This is a genomic window from Klebsiella pneumoniae subsp. pneumoniae HS11286 (genome assembly GCF_000240185.1).
GTDB classification, from domain to species: Bacteria; Pseudomonadota; Gammaproteobacteria; order Enterobacterales; family Enterobacteriaceae; genus Klebsiella; species Klebsiella pneumoniae.
The window spans coordinates 41,475-56,586 of sequence record NC_016838.1 but is presented as its reverse complement, the minus strand read 5'-3'; the positions used below and the strand labels follow the sequence as shown (position 1 = coordinate 56,586).

The 15,112-nt window shown below is 49.2% G+C and carries 15 protein-coding genes and 1 other annotated feature; of the genes, 14 read left to right on the top strand and 1 reads right to left on the bottom strand.

From position 1 onward, the window contains the following. Positions 1 to 38: 38 nt before the first annotated feature. The 7 genes from KPHS_p100600 (at position 39) to KPHS_p100540 (ending at position 9,605) form a co-directional block, all read left to right on the top strand. Complete coding sequence (locus KPHS_p100600; protein ID YP_005220867.1) at positions 39 to 3,944, top strand: Gp21; 3,906 nt, start codon at positions 39 to 41, stop codon at positions 3,942 to 3,944. Then, positions 39 to 6,525, top strand: a sequence feature (potential frameshift: common BLAST hit: gi|375260349|ref|YP_005019519.1| gp24). (Overlaps the previous gene by 3,906 nt.) Next, positions 3,904 to 6,525: a Gp21 gene (locus KPHS_p100590; protein YP_005220866.1), complete on the top strand. Its 2,622-nt coding sequence runs from the start codon at positions 3,904 to 3,906 to the stop codon at positions 6,523 to 6,525. (Overlaps the previous feature by 2,622 nt.) The genes KPHS_p100600 and KPHS_p100590 overlap by 41 nt, the downstream gene beginning before the upstream one ends. Positions 6,526 to 6,577: 52 nt before the next feature. Further along, complete coding sequence (locus KPHS_p100580; protein ID YP_005220865.1) at positions 6,578 to 8,077, top strand: putative phage tail protein; 1,500 nt, start codon at positions 6,578 to 6,580, stop codon at positions 8,075 to 8,077. Positions 8,078 to 8,173: 96 nt separating this feature from the next. Beyond that, the gene (locus KPHS_p100570) at positions 8,174 to 8,497 is read left to right on the top strand and encodes a hypothetical protein (RefSeq protein ID YP_005220864.1); all 324 of its coding nucleotides are present in this window, start codon (positions 8,174 to 8,176) and stop codon (positions 8,495 to 8,497) included. A gap of 13 nt (positions 8,498 to 8,510) precedes the next feature. Then, positions 8,511 to 9,203, top strand: a complete 693-nt coding sequence (locus KPHS_p100560) for a putative transmembrane protein (RefSeq protein ID YP_005220863.1) — start codon at positions 8,511 to 8,513, stop codon at positions 9,201 to 9,203. Between the two features lie 2 nt (positions 9,204 to 9,205). After that, a complete protein-coding gene (locus tag KPHS_p100550; protein YP_005220862.1) occupies positions 9,206 to 9,457 on the top strand; it encodes a hypothetical protein in 252 nt (83 codons plus the stop codon). Continuing rightward, entirely contained in the window at positions 9,450 to 9,605 is a 156-nt protein-coding gene (locus KPHS_p100540; RefSeq protein YP_005220861.1) for a hypothetical protein, read from the top strand. Before KPHS_p100550 ends, KPHS_p100540 begins: the two co-directional genes overlap by 8 nt. A gap of 54 nt (positions 9,606 to 9,659) precedes the next feature. On the opposite strand, the gene KPHS_p100530 is transcribed toward KPHS_p100540, so the two are convergent. Beyond that, positions 9,660 to 10,181 (bottom strand): hypothetical protein, encoded by a 522-nt coding sequence (locus KPHS_p100530; protein YP_005220860.1) that lies wholly within the window; start codon positions 10,179 to 10,181, stop codon positions 9,660 to 9,662. A 239-nt stretch (positions 10,182 to 10,420) separates the two neighbouring features. Here KPHS_p100530 and KPHS_p100520 point away from each other — a divergent pair, with 239 nt between their 5' ends. From KPHS_p100520 to KPHS_p100460, 7 genes are all read left to right on the top strand, one after another. Next, on the top strand, positions 10,421 to 11,086 hold the full coding sequence (locus tag KPHS_p100520; RefSeq protein ID YP_005220859.1) for a putative plasmid stability protein: 666 nt from the start codon (positions 10,421 to 10,423) through the stop codon (positions 11,084 to 11,086). 5 nt (positions 11,087 to 11,091) lie between these two features. Then, entirely contained in the window at positions 11,092 to 11,448 is a 357-nt protein-coding gene (locus tag KPHS_p100510; protein YP_005220858.1) for a hypothetical protein, read from the top strand. 72 nt (positions 11,449 to 11,520) lie between these two features. Next, on the top strand, positions 11,521 to 11,706 hold the full coding sequence (locus KPHS_p100500; protein ID YP_005220857.1) for a hypothetical protein: 186 nt from the start codon (positions 11,521 to 11,523) through the stop codon (positions 11,704 to 11,706). Positions 11,707 to 11,852: 146 nt separating this feature from the next. Further along, complete coding sequence (locus KPHS_p100490) at positions 11,853 to 12,287, top strand: hypothetical protein (RefSeq protein ID YP_005220856.1); 435 nt, start codon at positions 11,853 to 11,855, stop codon at positions 12,285 to 12,287. Between the two features lie 241 nt (positions 12,288 to 12,528). Continuing rightward, positions 12,529 to 12,690 carry a hypothetical protein gene (locus KPHS_p100480; protein YP_005220855.1) on the top strand — a complete coding sequence of 54 codons (162 nt, stop codon included), beginning with the start codon at positions 12,529 to 12,531 and terminating at the stop codon, positions 12,688 to 12,690. 182 nt (positions 12,691 to 12,872) lie between these two features. After that, entirely contained in the window at positions 12,873 to 13,598 is a 726-nt protein-coding gene (locus tag KPHS_p100470) for a hypothetical protein (RefSeq protein YP_005220854.1), read from the top strand. Between the two features lie 64 nt (positions 13,599 to 13,662). Next, positions 13,663 to 15,003, top strand: coding sequence for a putative DNA helicase (locus KPHS_p100460; RefSeq protein ID YP_005220853.1), 1,341 nt, complete (start codon positions 13,663 to 13,665; stop codon positions 15,001 to 15,003). The last annotated feature ends 109 nt before the right edge of the window (positions 15,004 to 15,112 follow it).

The window sequence follows — 15,112 nt, the reverse complement described above, 5'->3', positions numbered from 1 at the left end:
TGGCACCAGGGTCCCGTGTTTTTGATGATACGGGCGCCGTGTACGTGAACGGTGTTAGGGTTGCCTTTGGTAATGCAAGCTGGAATACGGTTAGCTTTGATCTGAAAGCTGGCTGGAGCACGGTTGAGTTCCTGGTGAACCAATGGACTGGTCAGGCTTACATTAACCTCGGCTTTAAACTGTCCGAGAAGGTAGCCCAGCTGAATTCTGCTCTTGGGATGAACGCGCTTTCGAATGCCATTAGCGCCGTCACCTCAAACGTCAGCACTGTAGGTGATCGCGTCACGAGCACCTCGCAGAGCGTTACTGATCTGCGAAACAGCCTCGAACAGACCAACGCTAATCTGGCGAATAAGGCAGATGCACAGGCGCTGTCTACGCTGCAAAATACGGTCTCCAAGCAGGGGGATACGATTTCCAGCCAGGGTAACAGCATCACGAACCTGAATAACACCCTGACCGCTGCCAGAAACGCCGGTGACAACCTGATCCCGAACTACGATTTCCTGCAGGGTGCAACTGCGTGGGATATCCAGTATCCGGCGGGCGTCACTTTCGGCAACTTCGGTGATGGTAAGGCTGGGGTTAAGCTGAACCGGACGACCACTACCAGCCCAGGCATCTTCTCCAACAACAACAAGCCGCTGCCGCTTAATGGTCAGCGCAAATATCGTGTTGTGGTTAAAGCCAAGGGCGTGTCCGGGGCGATGAACATGTTGATCCGGCGCCAGAATAAAATCGGCCAGACCGACAGCAATTATGAAGATAAAAACGTCACACTAACCAGTGAGTGGCAGACCATTACCTGGGAGACTGGACTTACTGCCTCTAACGCTGATGGCCAGAACTTTAAGCTTTACGCGCACCCGGCTAATGCCGAAATCTGGGTTGATACCTTTAAGGTCTTTGATATCACGGATGAGGTGAAGATCAAGGCTAATAGCGATGCGCTGTCTACGTTGTCGAGCACGGTGACGCAGCAGGGTGACAAGATCACCAGTCAGGGCAACAGCATCACTAAGTTGACCAATGACCTCGAAGCCGCTGACGCAAACATCGCGAAAAAGGCCGATCAGTCGGCAGTCACTACGCTGACAGGTCGGGTAGAGAAGACTGAGTCCGGTCTGACGGCGGCGAACAGCAACATTACGTCGCTCAACAGCTCTCTGAACCAGCAATCCAAACGCGGCGCTAATCTGCTTCCTGATGGCACTTTTGAAAGCTACGCGGTTGGCCACAATCTATCAAATAATCGCGTTATCGTGACCACTGATGACTCGCATGGCGGTAATAAGTGCATCCGTGTGACGCGTCCGAATGATTACAACGCTAACGCAACTGATAACAGCGATAATCACATTTTCAGCGGTTTCCAGGTACGCGATAACGCAGTCTTCTATATGGAATGCTGGGTTAAGCGGGATGCCAAGAGTACCGCTATGGCCGAGAATGCACAGATCTCCATTGGCTTATCGCTCCAGTATCAGGACAACTCCTGGCAGTGGCCGGCAGTTACCAAAGCGGCAAAGGATCTCTCTTCAACTCAATGGACGAAGGTTTCTGGTTACCTGAAATCAACGAAGAGCGGTATTAAGCAGGCAATGGTCAGGATTTCTATTCCTAACGTTAGCAGCGTTAAGGCGGGTAACTCATTCCTCATTGATGACCTGGTCATTACCGAAGTGACTGATGCCTACAATGCGCAAAGTACAGCAGACGCTAATGCCAATGCGATTTCGACACTGGACTCGACCGTTTCCCAACAGGGCGACCAGATCACCAGTCAGGGTAACAGCATCACCAAACTGACAAATGACCTGGCAACGACCAATAACAACGTCAGTAAAAAAGCGGATCAGAGCGCTTTAAGCGTGTTGTCCGGGCGCGTCGATCAAACAGAATCGGGCTTATCCTCTGCGAATAGCAGTATCACTGCGCTTAATTCATCTGTACGCGCAGGGAATGCGACAAGTGGCGATTTGATTAGCAACCCGACATTTGACCCAGAGTTTAGTCAGATGGGCTTCACTGTGGTTTCCAGCTCGTCTGAGGGCGTGCCAGCCAATTGCCCATACGCTTATGTCGCACGCATTGCGGCTCGCGACCATCACCCAAATTTTGCTGCTATTCCGGCGACATTGGGGGATGTCTATGAAATGTCTGCTCTCGTCGCGTGTGGTACCGGCTCCGCTGATTTCAACCTGTATCTCGGAACCGCAACAAGGCCAAGCGGCAGCGTGGGCGCGCCTCTGTCATCCGGCGGCAACCGCAAGGCGTCGGCCACATGGCAGCGAGTAACCTGGCGATTCAAAATTACTCAGGGGATTGTCGATCGCGGCTTCTTCCGTCCATTCCTGCAAATTAACCAGTCCAGCCCATTCGGCACCGTCTGGTATGTGACTGACTGGCATCTGCGGAACGTAACCGACTCCTCCAAAGTCCAGGATTCCCTCGACGCCACGGCGAAAGCGGTTGATTCGCTGACCTCTACGGTAAATCAACAGGGGGAGAATATCTCAAGTATTGGTACACGCACTACCAATCTTGAGAACAATTTGAGAACAACAAATGCAAACGTTGCACAAAAAGCGGACGCCAATGCTCTGACGGCACTGACCAACCGTGTTACCCAGACCGAAAAAGACATTAACTCAACGAGTTCTTCTGTCACGAATCTGAACAACAAGGTTGATGCAATTTCTGTCGGCGGTACAAACCTGATCAAGAACTCCGGCGATATGACCGGCTGGTCGAACGTTGTCAGCGATACGTATCGTGGTAACGCGGTAATTAGCGCAACTGTAAAAGCTGGCTCCGGTTACAAGGATCTGCGGGAAATCACGCTTGAGTCGCCGGTCGATGCAGGGGAGTACGTTTACAGCTTCTATGCGAAAGGCGGCGTTGCTGGCCAGACGATGACGGCGTTCTTCTACAATCCGAACACCACAACGTCTATCGAGACCAGCCAGGGTGCGAAAGGTAACAACACTGATGGTCGTGCGCAGTTCACGCTGACCACTTCATGGGCCCGCTATTGGGTTAAGTGGAAACAGACACCTACCACGGGCACCAAGCGCCTGATTCTGTGCCGTATCGAGAGCAATACCTCCAAAGACCAGACGGTGTACATCAACAGTCCGAAGTTTGAGGTAGGTAACGTTGTTTCCGACTGGAACGAGTCTCCGTCTGATAGCGCCAGTGCGTCGGCTGTGGATTCGCTGACAACGAAAGTGAATCAGCAAGGCACTTCCATTAGCTCTATCGGAAATCGCACCACATCGTTGGAAAACGGGCTATCGACAGCTCAGAACAACATTGCCAAGAAGGCTGATGCTTCTGCATTGCAGGATCTCCGGAACACGGTGACATCTCAGGGGGGCGATTTAACTGCGGCGAACAGTAGCATTACCAGCCTGCAGGCCTCGATGAACCGTCGCACTGTGTTTACTGTCACTGCACGGGGGAATGGCAACAGCGTAACTCCTGGGGTTTTTGATGAAAGCGGCAAGAACCTGTTTACCCCTGGTCGCAGCTGGGCGCTGGTCACTTTTGCAAAACACAGCGACGGATCAACGGTGATTGCGACATCCAAAACATACGATGTTTTTGGCAGCGCGAATAATGGTGCCACGATGTCGGCTGATATCGAGGCGTTGGCCAGTGGCACTTACGTTTGCGTCCTGACATTCGATGAGCCATCTGGCAACCGAGGTAAGGTATTGTCTGCTCTGGAATCTCTTGGTGGTACATCCGAAGTCGTCAACTCCTTACCGTATCGTGGTGCCTACATTCTCCTTGGCCGCAAAGGCATGAAGCCTGGCGATGGTCTGGAACTGCGTGCGCCAACCGGTGGCGACGGCACCGCCCACATTCGACCTCAGTCGAGTTGTGAACGGGGTAATGATGGGACTGGGCGCCGCCGGCGGTGTGATGATGAAGGCTGATGCGAACGCATCTGCAATTACAACGCTCCAGAACACAGTGAAGAACCAGGGAGATAATATTGACTCCCTGAGCTCCTCGACAACGGCGTTGGAAAACAGCCTTGCGTCCAGTAACGCCAGCGTGGATGCAGCAAGCCAGATCCCCGGGAACCTGATCGTAAACCCGTCTTTTGAGCGTGGTACGGAGGGCTATACAGGCTGGAGCGGGATTGCCACGGTGGTAACGCTGCAGGTTCCACATCTTGGCACCAAAGCCGCCAAACTGGCGGCGGGTGGTTCTGCAGGCGTGGGCCAGAAGATCTCCTTCAAAAAGGATCGGTCGTACAAAATTGGTATCTGGGCAAAGCAGGACCCTAATACCACCATTCAGTCGACCGACAATACAAAATTCCGTGTGGCGGACGGTAATGGCCTGATTGCAAGTAAGGCTTATGGCCCGTTCACCTCTAACTGGCAGGAGGTGTCATGGACATGGAAGGCGACAAAGGATGTCCTTGCTGACGTTCAGTTCACTGCTTTCTTGTCAGCCGGCGCGATGTACTTTGATGATTTTTATGTCGTCGATGTGACCGACTCTGTTGAAACTCAGGCGAACTCGAGCGCGATCACTAAGCTCGATAGTCGTGTGACCAAGACAGAGAATGACATCACCAGCCAGGGCAGCCAGGTTACGCAACTTAAGAATGACCTTGCGACCACAAACACAAATGTTTCGAAGAAAGCGGATGCAGCTGCGTTAACGGCATTAACGAACCGCGTCACGCAGAACGAGAAAGAAATTGAAACCCAGAGCAGCCAGACAACTTCGCTCAAAAACTCTTTGAGCACTGTTCAGGCAATGGGTAGTAACCCGTGGTTTGATGGTTCTCTGGAGACGTACTCCGAAAACCAGCAGATCAGCGGCTCGCGTGCGGTCGTCGTCAGCTCTCAGAAGCGAAGCGGAGCGAAGTCGTTGCGTGTTTCCCGCGGCGCCGGTGAGGGCGGAAACAGCGATAAATCCATTGGTAAGTGGATTGCTCTGCGAGAAAATGCGGTATTCCGCATTGAACTCTGGGCGATGATGCCGGCAGATCAGTCGCCATCATCCGGGTGGTCAACAATCGTTGGTTTGCAGACCCAAAACGCTGCCAACAATATCAACTGGCCGTCGGCGATCACCATCACTGAAGGTTCGTTGGGGGGCAGAGGAACTTGGAAGAAATTCACCGGCACGCTCCGTGTAGCGACTGGCCACACTCGCGGCGTATTCTGGGTGTCTACCCGCGGATCAACTGGCTCCGGTACGCCGGGATATGATCTGTATATCGATGATGTAGTTGTCACCGATATCACGGACGCAAAAGAGGCACAGGATTCGGCTAATGCGAACGCATCCGCGCTCACCAGCCTTACCTCACGTGTTACCAATGTAGAAGGGCAGGTGACATCCCAGGCGTCTCAGCTGTCCTCTTTGACGTCCCAGGTGAATGATGCGTCTTCGAAGGTTGATCAGATGGCGCAGACCATCACCAACAACGAGAAAACGCAGTCGTCGCTGAATACCAGCTTGCAGTCGCAAATTGACGCGCAGGCATCGGCAAACATCAAAAACCAGACGGAGTTGAATAACGCCACCACCTCTCTGGCGGCAATTAAGTCAACTCAGCAGACCCAGGCCACAACGATAAGCGCACTGTCTCAGCAGCAGACGAATTTGACAGCTCAGGTAGGAGGCCAGTCAGCCGAGCTGCAGGAGCTGAAGAAAACGGTTGTTGAAAACGGCAACGTTAGCAGTACCTGGATGGTCAAAATGGAAACCAACAGCAACGGTAAAAAGTATGCTGCTGGTATCGCTTTAGGTATCGATGGCAAAAATTTGCAGAGCCAGTTTCTGGTTCAGGCTGATCGCTTCGGCTTAATCAATACCTCTAACGGAAACACGACCACACCATTTGTTGTGGAAAATGGCGTTGCCTACATGAATGCCGCTGTGATTAAGGATGGCTCCATCACCAATGCAAAAATTGGCGGTGAAATCCGATCTGACAATTTCGTTAACGGTTCAAATGGCTGGAGAATTGGAAAAGACGGTAGTTCACAGTTCAACAACGTAGTTATTCGAGGTGAAGTTCACGCAAATACTGGTGTGCTTAATAACGTGACTATTAACGAGAACTGCACTGTGCTTGGCACTGTTCAGGCCAATAAAATTGTTGGTGACGTTGTGACAATGACCGACCGTGTTGTTAAAAACTGGCCAGCTTCCGGGAATACCTCATCCGGCACGCGCTACCTGATTGCAACGATTGACGGTATGCCCTTTGAACGGCGTATGGTGTTCAATGGTTCCGTTGCGATTGTTCAGGTATGGCGTCAGAACGTAACAATTCGCGTTGATGAAACGACCGTTTGGACTTTTGACTCTGGAAACGATGGTAAGGACTTTGAAACATCAATCTTCTCAATCCGTATCCCGGCGTCAAACTTCGGTCAACGTCACCAGATTACCATTCAGTGGCCGAACCGTGGCGATAGCGGTCAGTTCCGGTTTACAGGGGTTGTCTCGATGTACAGAACTACTGGCTCCATCTCTCTGGCTTAAGTTTCAGGCGGCTCTTTGAGAGCCGCTCATTAAAATTACAAGGAATGTAATTATGGCAATGTATGAAGTTGGCACCGTAACGGGTGCAGCAAACCAGGCAAAGGTTACTGGTATTTCAACAAAGTGGTCGGAGCCCGCACTTGGTATTCAAGAGGGTTCAATTTTAGTCATTTATCGCAATGGAAGTGCTGATCTGTATGCCATCAAATCAGTAAATAATGACACTCAACTGACTTTGACGAGAAACATCACAACAGCTTTTTCTGGCGCGAAATATGGAATTATCACATCAGAAACAGCGAGCACTTCATCATTTGCAAATCAACTAGCCAGCGCATTTACCCTTTGGCGTAACGTTGTTCAAGGATGGTCTACAGCACTAACAGGTAGTGGCAATATTACGATGACAGACCCTATAACAGGTACGCAGGTGACCGTACCGGCGATTGCCGGGATGGCAAAGGCCTCGGATCTGGATGCGCTGGCTAAACTTTCAGGGGGAAACAACCTCGCCGGCTCGCAAATTATAACCAGCGATAGTTCCGGTTTTATTTTGGGCAGGAACAACGATATTGGACTGGTCAAAAAATCAGGCACCTACGGAAAGCTGATGGTAGGCAGCGGAACGCGCTTCAGCGTGGTGAAGGGGAATAAGTCGACTATTAGCCCTGAAGATACCCAGACGGAGATTATGGGGGTCGATAGTGCCGGCAATATGACTGTTCCGGGCAACATCAGTGCGGGGAAATATTTTGCGCAGGCAATTGAGCTTTCGATGAGCACTCCGTACATCGATTTTCATCATAACAACAGTACCAACGACTACACTGCTCGTTTCATAACCACAGCCGCTGATCAACTGAGTGTGCAGGGGAGCCATCTACGGGTAGACAGAGACCTGCGGGTAGGGCAAGCGGCCGACATCGGCAGCTGGATACAGTGTCGCTATGACTGTGTGTCCCAGCAGACCGACTTCGGTTCCCCTGCCATTGGCGCGTTAGTTTCCGGTGGCAGAGTCCGGTCCCGCATGACAGGGCGTGGCGGAAACGGCGACACGTCTGGAGCGTGGGGTGGTTTCTACCTGGAAGAATACGTTGGGTACAACCACCGGGTGGTACTGTATATGGACGGTTTTGACAGAAAAGATGCCTGGCTCTTTTACACCGGTGGGACAATCTCCACACCTAAAGGCGATGTTATGACCACTGGCTCAGACGTGCGGCTGAAAAAAGATTTTACGGATTCTCAGAAAGGGGCATCCAAGCGTATTAACGCGCTGGGGGTATGTGAGTTCAACATGAAAGGCGAAACACGCCGTAGGCGTGGATTTATTGCTCAACAAGCTGAAAAAGTGGACCCGATTTACACTTTCCAAAGCGGTGATGTAGAAATTGATGGCGAGAAGATCAATATCCTTAACGTAGATCAGACAGCAATTGTCGCAGACCTGGTAACTACCGTTCAGGAGCAATGCAACTGTATCGAAAAACTTAAAGAAGAGCTCAAAAATCTAAAGGATCTAGTGATGCAAACGCCAGAAACAGCAGCATAAAAGCAATCGATATTGTATGTAAGTACTTACCTACAATTAATTTCTAATTTATGATATAAATCTGCCATCCGATTTGACTTATTCATGGAGGAAGACATGTCAAACGAGATGGCAGGCGTGACGCCAGAGCAGGTGGAGCGCATTGCCGCAATTGTGGCGCGAGAAGTCGTAGGAAAATTAAGTAAGGAGCTTCGCGATGATATTGGCCAGGAGGTCAACGATCAGCTGCGAACCTACTTTGGTGATATGACTCCGGCGCAACATAGCATTCAGCATTCCAACCTGGACAAACTTCTTAATCGGCTCGACACGATTTCAAGCGGGTTCTTTGGAGGCATTATTTCCAAAATTACCTCGTTCCTGATCACCGTGCTGCTTTTGGGTTTGGCCGCTTATGGCGTGAAAAATGGACTGCAATAACAGGAGAACAAGGATGAGTACTCCAAGAGGCATTCGTAACAATAACCCTGGTAACCTGGATAAGGGGTCGCCGTGGCAAGGGCTAGTAAACAATCCGGCGGAACCGCGGTTCTGCACTTTTAAAGACCCCGTATGGGGGATTCGAGCACTGACAGTAACGCTCATCACCTACCATGATAAGCGCCGCGCAAAAGACGGTTCCAGCATCGATACGATCCGCGAAGTCATCGAGCGTTGGGCGCCGCCGCATGAAAACAATACGGCCGCATATATCAATGAGGTCTCTAAAGCCGTAGGCGTGACGCCGGACATGATCATCGATCTGCATGACTACAATACTATGCGGCCGCTGGTGGAGGCGATTATTCGTCATGAGAACGGTCGTGGCCCGTTGAAAACACTCAACAGCTGGTATTCGGCCGAAGTTATTGACGAAGGTATGCGTCGCGCTGGTGTCGTTAAACCGGTAACTGCAGTGAAAGCCGTACCTGTCACGAAAGAAACTGCAGGCGCAACGGTGACTGCAGGTATCGGTATTGCGCAGCTGGCGGACGTAATGCCGCAGATCTCCGTTGCGATGGATAAAGCCCAGGGACATATCACCAGCGGGGATACCGTTCGCATTATCTTCGGTATTGCGACCATTGTTGTCGCCGGCTTTATTGCCTGGTCGCAAGTTCGTAAGCATCAGGCAGGAGTGGTGTAACCATGAACGGCAGCCTGCTTTTAAAGGTCAAATCGACCATCATGACTTTGGCTGCCGTCTTCTTTGTGCTCGTTGGGGCGTACACCTGGGGTGGACGCGCTGCCCGGCGGGCCATGGAGGAAAAGGCGCAGAGAGAAACCAACAAACGGCTTCAAGGCACAGTGGATGTGAAAAATGAGACGATTAATGAAGTCAGGACTAAGGATGCTTCTGCTGTTCATCGCGAGCTTCGCGATAAGTGGATGCGTGATTAAACCTCAGACCGTGGGCGTACAATTCTGTGATGGGGCAAACCCTATCTACATCAGCAAGGACGACGCCCTGACAGAAGAAACTGAGAGGGAAATCCTGATCCACAACACGCTGGGTGAGCGGCTGTGTCGTTGGGGGTACGCGAAGTAGCACATACGCCGCGCGGACATAATTAGCGCGGCCTTAGTCATGAACTACAAGATGTCAGATTTTCACGTTACTTATCTTTAACCCGGCTTTCTCCTGTAACTCAGTAAGTGCTAAGACATTGGCAGGGTGGCGAAAAAAATTGTATGCATTCACGGCCACAGACTCGTTTAAAAAACCATGGCTTAGCAGAGAGTCCACGCTGGCATCGTATAGCGCCTCAAGAGAATTGAATTTCTCTGCCAGCAACCAAGCTTCTTCCTCTTCAACACCGTAGATACCGCAGGCGAAAAGAAGCGGGCCTAAGCGAACGTTTTTTGCTCGTTCTATACCCTCATAAATTTTCCTAGCCTGCTTCAAACCACCTCTGTCGATACCAATCAGCGCTCCATAACTTATAAAGAACATGTTTAGTGGCTTTTGTATTAGCCTTTTCTCTACGAGCTGCTTGAGAGTTTTTTCCCCTAATTGGTCTATATGTACTCCTCGTGGCTCGAAGAAGCGCCAGCAAGCAGAGTATGGGTTTCCTGAGTTCAGAAGGCCGTAAGTGTTTTGGGTGCTGCTTAGCTCAATGCTCATAGTGAGTACTCGACGAAATGCTAGACGCTAATCGTGGTCTATGTTCGCACGATCAAGGGGTTGGCATATTAAAGCACTCACCACATCCGAAACTACGGTATTGGTCAAAGAAACTCGTGACCGTCGCCAAATGCCTTTCATTTCACCTTTACACCGCAGCCGTAGGCATTTAGGCTATATCGCATATAAGAAAACAAGTTGTTTCATACGACGATAAATCACACGTAGGGATATCACGAATGACTCAGATCATTGTGGTGGGCGGCACCAAGGGTGGCCCAGGCAAATCGACTGTTGCGCAGCAAATTGCAGCCTGTCTGAAAATCAAAAAGAAAAAGAAAGTACAGATCACTGATATCGACATCCAGCGCACCACGACAGGGTGGTGTGAAGACCGCCGGCACAATGAAGAACTGGAGCTGATCCCGTTCGCCTATGTCCAGGATGACATCATCAAACACATCACTTCGCTTCGCGGCCGTTACGATTACGTCGTAGTCGACGCTGGTGGTTTTGACTCCGAAATTCAGCGCCACGCAATGTTGATGGCCAACGTGATCCTTATCCCGCTTCGCCCGAAACGTCGTGATCTGAAATCCTTGCGTGACATCGACCCCATCGTCGACAGCGTAAGCAGCATGAATGACAAAATCAAAATCCGTGCTGTAATGAACCAGTGCCCGTCTCTGCCTTCCCAGGCTGCGCGCATTATCGCTGCAAAAGAAATTGTCGAAACCTTTGGCATCGAGGCGGTGCCGGTGAACCTTTACAACCGCAACGTCTATGACGATGCCGAAGAGGCGGGTCGTTCCATCTTTGAGATGACCGGAGCCGAACGCGACAAAAAGGCTGAGGCCGAGATTGAAGCATTAGTAGAATACGTAATGACCTTGGAGGGTGAATAATGTCCATGAAAATGGGTGATCTGGCAAAACGTCCGGCTGCAGAAGCTGCCGCGCCTAAAAGCAGCACACCGATGCGCCAGCCTGTCCGTCCACAAGGCCGTCCAACACGTGGCAAAGAGAAAATCAAAAGCCGCACAATGTCGCTAGAAGACGAGTATTTCGAATTACTGGAGATGATGAAGTTCATCCCTCGCTTCGAGAAGTTCACCCGTTCTGATGTGATACGTGCAGCCATTTTCCATCTGGCAGAGAAGTCCCCGCAGGAAATAGAGGACATCGTAAAGATGAACGAGGCGATCACCGCAGCCGATGTGACGATGCGTACTGACGAAATAAAGCGCGAATTAATGAAGAAAGGGTAATATAAGAGGGTGCTGTCGCACCCATTTATTGTAATGCAAATAGAATGTTAAAGATCTCAAAGGACATTACCAATGAATCCATTATTAACCCTTATCGCAAATTTCATAGAAAAACTGGTTTACGATGTGGAAACAGTGGTTGAGAAAGTTTCCGATATTTTTACCAAAGGAGCAAGAAGGAAAGATATTGAAACCAAAATAAAAGATCTCGAAAGAGAGAGAGAGTTCTTAATTAAGTACACTATAAAGAAAACATAGGCGCTTTTTCAAGCGTTACTACTGACGCATTAACAGGGAAAATTTATAGCACAGCAATATCAAGTGGTATTGCAAAAAAACTGGTTGAATATAATGTTGACTTTAAAAATATACGTCACGTTAATAAAACGTTAGAGGAACTGGAGATGATCGCGCTTATAGAGCGCGATCTAAAAAAAAAGGAAGAAGCTGAAAAGAAAAATAAAAATGAAACTGTAGTGAATTTGTTTTTATTAAATGAAAAAAGTAAATTATTGAAAGCAAAAACATTGTCTGTTGTCATTGTCATTGCCAGTGCATTAACGGTATTTTTCTTTGGAATTCCAATTTGGTCTGTTCTTATTGGTTTAATACCATTAGTACTTATTGAGATGAAAGATAGAGTCATAACCTATCGTGTTGCCAAAGGTTATTTTGGAAGAAATGCGCCAGAGGCAATTCAATTGGTAAAATTTATAAGAGAAAATACAGATAAATTTGATTCTAATGATAGCGGAGATGGTAGAAGAAAAGTTCTCAACCCAGAGAAAGAAAAAAATGTAAGCGCAGATGATACTGTAAAGGGATGGCAAAATGCTTAATTTTGATGTCATCTCTAAACGTTTAGGCCAATGTTTAGATATTCTTTTGCTAAAACATCCGATGCGTACAGTGTTTGGAATCTTTTTAGGTTATATTTTATATACATGCCTCTATACTTTAAAAGAATATTTCAAAGCACATCTGTTTGAAGTTGATAACGTTCATTATATTGGTTGTTTTATTCTGGGGATTTTAATATTTCATACAAATACTATTATTGATGTTTATAATGGAACTGCTATGGATGAGGAAATTAGCAATTTAATAAATGCTATAACAAAGCGAACCGATTTGTCAGAACCGCAGAAAGCAATGATGATAACTGAAATTATTCAAAATGAGATTAATAAATTGGGGAAACGAGGTCTGGAAGAAGTAGCAAAAAATGTCATTCAGAAATGAATGCAAAAACGATAAACCTGCTTCTGTATATAAATACTAACTTATCTATTATATTTCTACAGAAGCAGGTCTTTGATACAAGAACACTCCAGAACACACCCTTCTGATTCCTCTTTCCAAACTGCTTTCCAGTCGCTATGATCTGCCAAATAGTAAGTAAGTAGTTACCTATCGGTGGGAGCATGAGCCAGATCTTTTTTGACACCATAAACAACGGCCAGTACGACTTCATGACAGGGTGGGACACGGTCGCCATGGACAAGTGGGTTGCGGAAAACATCGGTCTTTCACGATGCCAGGGAGAGGCTGAGCTCTTTGATACAAAGTGGTTTGACTATCGCGACATGCACCCGCTGATGGCAACCTGCCTGTTCACCGAAGCCTATAAGCGCGCATACTCACAGATCATGCTGTCTCATGGCCGCGAGCATTTCGAGACGGCCCCATTCAGTACTGGTCTGAAACGTCTGCCTTACCAAGAGCTTTCGGCGGTGAACAAAACATCTCTCTGGAAAGCTCGCCAGTTTGCAGATCGGTATTGCTGTTCTTATGACTATTTTATATCAACTGTTCTTTCTGCAGCTGCGCGCCGCCTCTGGGATAAATTACCTCGTCCTCAGCATCTTTGGCAGCCAGAACTGATTGAGATCTTCGAAAGCAAACTCGCCAATCGTGCGGGAACGCGTCTGGATGACTCTGTAGTGAGTTTTAAGCACTTAGGAGACATGCAGCATGACCCAATTCAGGAGCGTTACTTTGAATGGGTTCTGGAGCGTTTGAAGCACATCACCCGTGATAAGCGTATCCGCACCATCTTCTCTGCTGTCTGGTTGATGGAGCTGGTGCCTGAGCGCGTTATCTATGCCCATTACCCCGAAGAACTGGAAGAAGCACGGCGACTGTGTTGATCGCCTGCTCCATATTTTTAGGATTAGAAAACAATTTGTTTAAGCACCAAAGGATAATAAACACATGACCGAACTTTGCCACACGGGACGAGGGTTGTCAGAAGAGTTCGACGACGACTTCCAGAATCGTCTGGCGGCGTATTTTTGCCGCGATCATGAGTTTCTGACTCGTGCCGGCGATCTGGTTGCCCCCAACCAATTCTCCAATGCGGCGAACGCCATTTTGGTGAACATGGTATCGGGCTATTTCAGAATGTATAAGAGCGCGCCTTCATCGGCGGCCATCCTCGATATGTTAAAGCGTGCTAAACGCGATAAGACGATCAGAGAAGAGATGTTCCCGGACGTTGTGGCGGCGTTTAAGAGAGTGCTCTCGGAAAAACTCTCTGATACGGCTTACATGGTCGACCAGGTCGCGACGTTCGCTAAAAGTGTAGCGTTCGACGATGCGTTGATTAAAGCGGCCGAGATGAAGGAGAAGGGCGACTTCCAGGGAGCGATGGCCATCATGGCCAAAGTGCAGCAGATCGGTTCTAACGAAGCGACGGGCATTTATGACTATTTCGCCTCTGCAGCGGAACGTTACAAGGCTCGTGAATATGAGGCCTCAGATGATTACGTGCCGAACAGCATCACCACTGGCCTGCCGCTGCTGGATCGTATGCTCTATCAAAAAGGGTGGGCGAAACGTGAGATGGTGCTCTTCATGGGTTTTGCGAAATCAGGTAAATCGACAGCGATGGGGGAGTTCTCCATTAACGCAACGCTGGCCGGCTACAACGTTTTGTATCTTTCTCTCGAAGTACATACCTCGATTCTCTCCGATCGCTTCGATGCGCGGCTGTCTGAAACGGAGATGTCAAAGCTGGTAGAGCAGCGTGACGACGTTCACCGGAAACTCGCAGAGATTGGCGCGACGAAAGGGGTGGGGAATCTCTGGGTGGTTGAGCGCCCGTCAGGAAGCATGTCGCCTGCAGATTTGGATCGTATGCTCAATAGCATGAAAGCGAATGGCATGATCCCGGATATGGTGGTGGTCGACTATGCGGACTTGATGCGAGCCAGTTACGACCTCCGTGACGACCGGGCAAACATCCGCTCTATCTACACCGATTTGCGTGCTCTCTACGATAAGCACAACGTTGCAGGAATCACGGCATCCCAGACCAACCGTGAAGGTGGTTCATCCGAAGTGGCCACCATGATGCACGCCGCGGACAATATCGAAAAAGTCCGTATTGCCGACTTAGTCATCACTATCAACAAGACTGAGGAGGAAGAAGCCAAAGGCGAAGCACGACTCTATTTTGCTGGTTCCCGTAACCAGAAGGGCGGGGTGAGTATTCGCGTTAAGCAGAACCTCGAACAGATGCGCTTCATCGAGCGGATCATGGAAGTTCTTTAAAAAAATAGGCGTGGGGCAAAGACGGATAACAGCCCCACGCCCTTAAAAATTACCTTTTGGTTAATCACAAAAGGAAAAACACATGAGCCTCTATGGTATTCAAAAACAG

Bases quoted from the DNA above. Each gene is read 5' to 3' on its own strand.
- KPHS_p100590 (YP_005220866.1), top strand. From the start codon at position 3,904: ATGGGACTGGGCGCCGCCGGCGGTGTGATGATGAAGGCTGATGCGAAC.
- KPHS_p100580 (YP_005220865.1), top strand. From the start codon at position 6,578: ATGGCAATGTATGAAGTTGGCACCGTAACGGGTGCAGCAAACCAGGCA.
- KPHS_p100570 (YP_005220864.1), top strand. From the start codon at position 8,174: ATGTCAAACGAGATGGCAGGCGTGACGCCAGAGCAGGTGGAGCGCATT.
- KPHS_p100560 (YP_005220863.1), top strand. From the start codon at position 8,511: ATGAGTACTCCAAGAGGCATTCGTAACAATAACCCTGGTAACCTGGAT.
- KPHS_p100550 (YP_005220862.1), top strand. From the start codon at position 9,206: ATGAACGGCAGCCTGCTTTTAAAGGTCAAATCGACCATCATGACTTTG.
- KPHS_p100530 (YP_005220860.1), bottom strand. From the start codon at position 10,181: ATGAGCATTGAGCTAAGCAGCACCCAAAACACTTACGGCCTTCTGAAC.
- KPHS_p100520 (YP_005220859.1), top strand. From the start codon at position 10,421: ATGACTCAGATCATTGTGGTGGGCGGCACCAAGGGTGGCCCAGGCAAA.
- KPHS_p100510 (YP_005220858.1), top strand. From the start codon at position 11,092: ATGAAAATGGGTGATCTGGCAAAACGTCCGGCTGCAGAAGCTGCCGCG.
- KPHS_p100500 (YP_005220857.1), top strand. From the start codon at position 11,521: ATGAATCCATTATTAACCCTTATCGCAAATTTCATAGAAAAACTGGTT.
- KPHS_p100490 (YP_005220856.1), top strand. From the start codon at position 11,853: ATGATCGCGCTTATAGAGCGCGATCTAAAAAAAAAGGAAGAAGCTGAA.
- KPHS_p100480 (YP_005220855.1), top strand. From the start codon at position 12,529: ATGGATGAGGAAATTAGCAATTTAATAAATGCTATAACAAAGCGAACC.
- KPHS_p100470 (YP_005220854.1), top strand. From the start codon at position 12,873: ATGAGCCAGATCTTTTTTGACACCATAAACAACGGCCAGTACGACTTC.
- KPHS_p100460 (YP_005220853.1), top strand. From the start codon at position 13,663: ATGACCGAACTTTGCCACACGGGACGAGGGTTGTCAGAAGAGTTCGAC.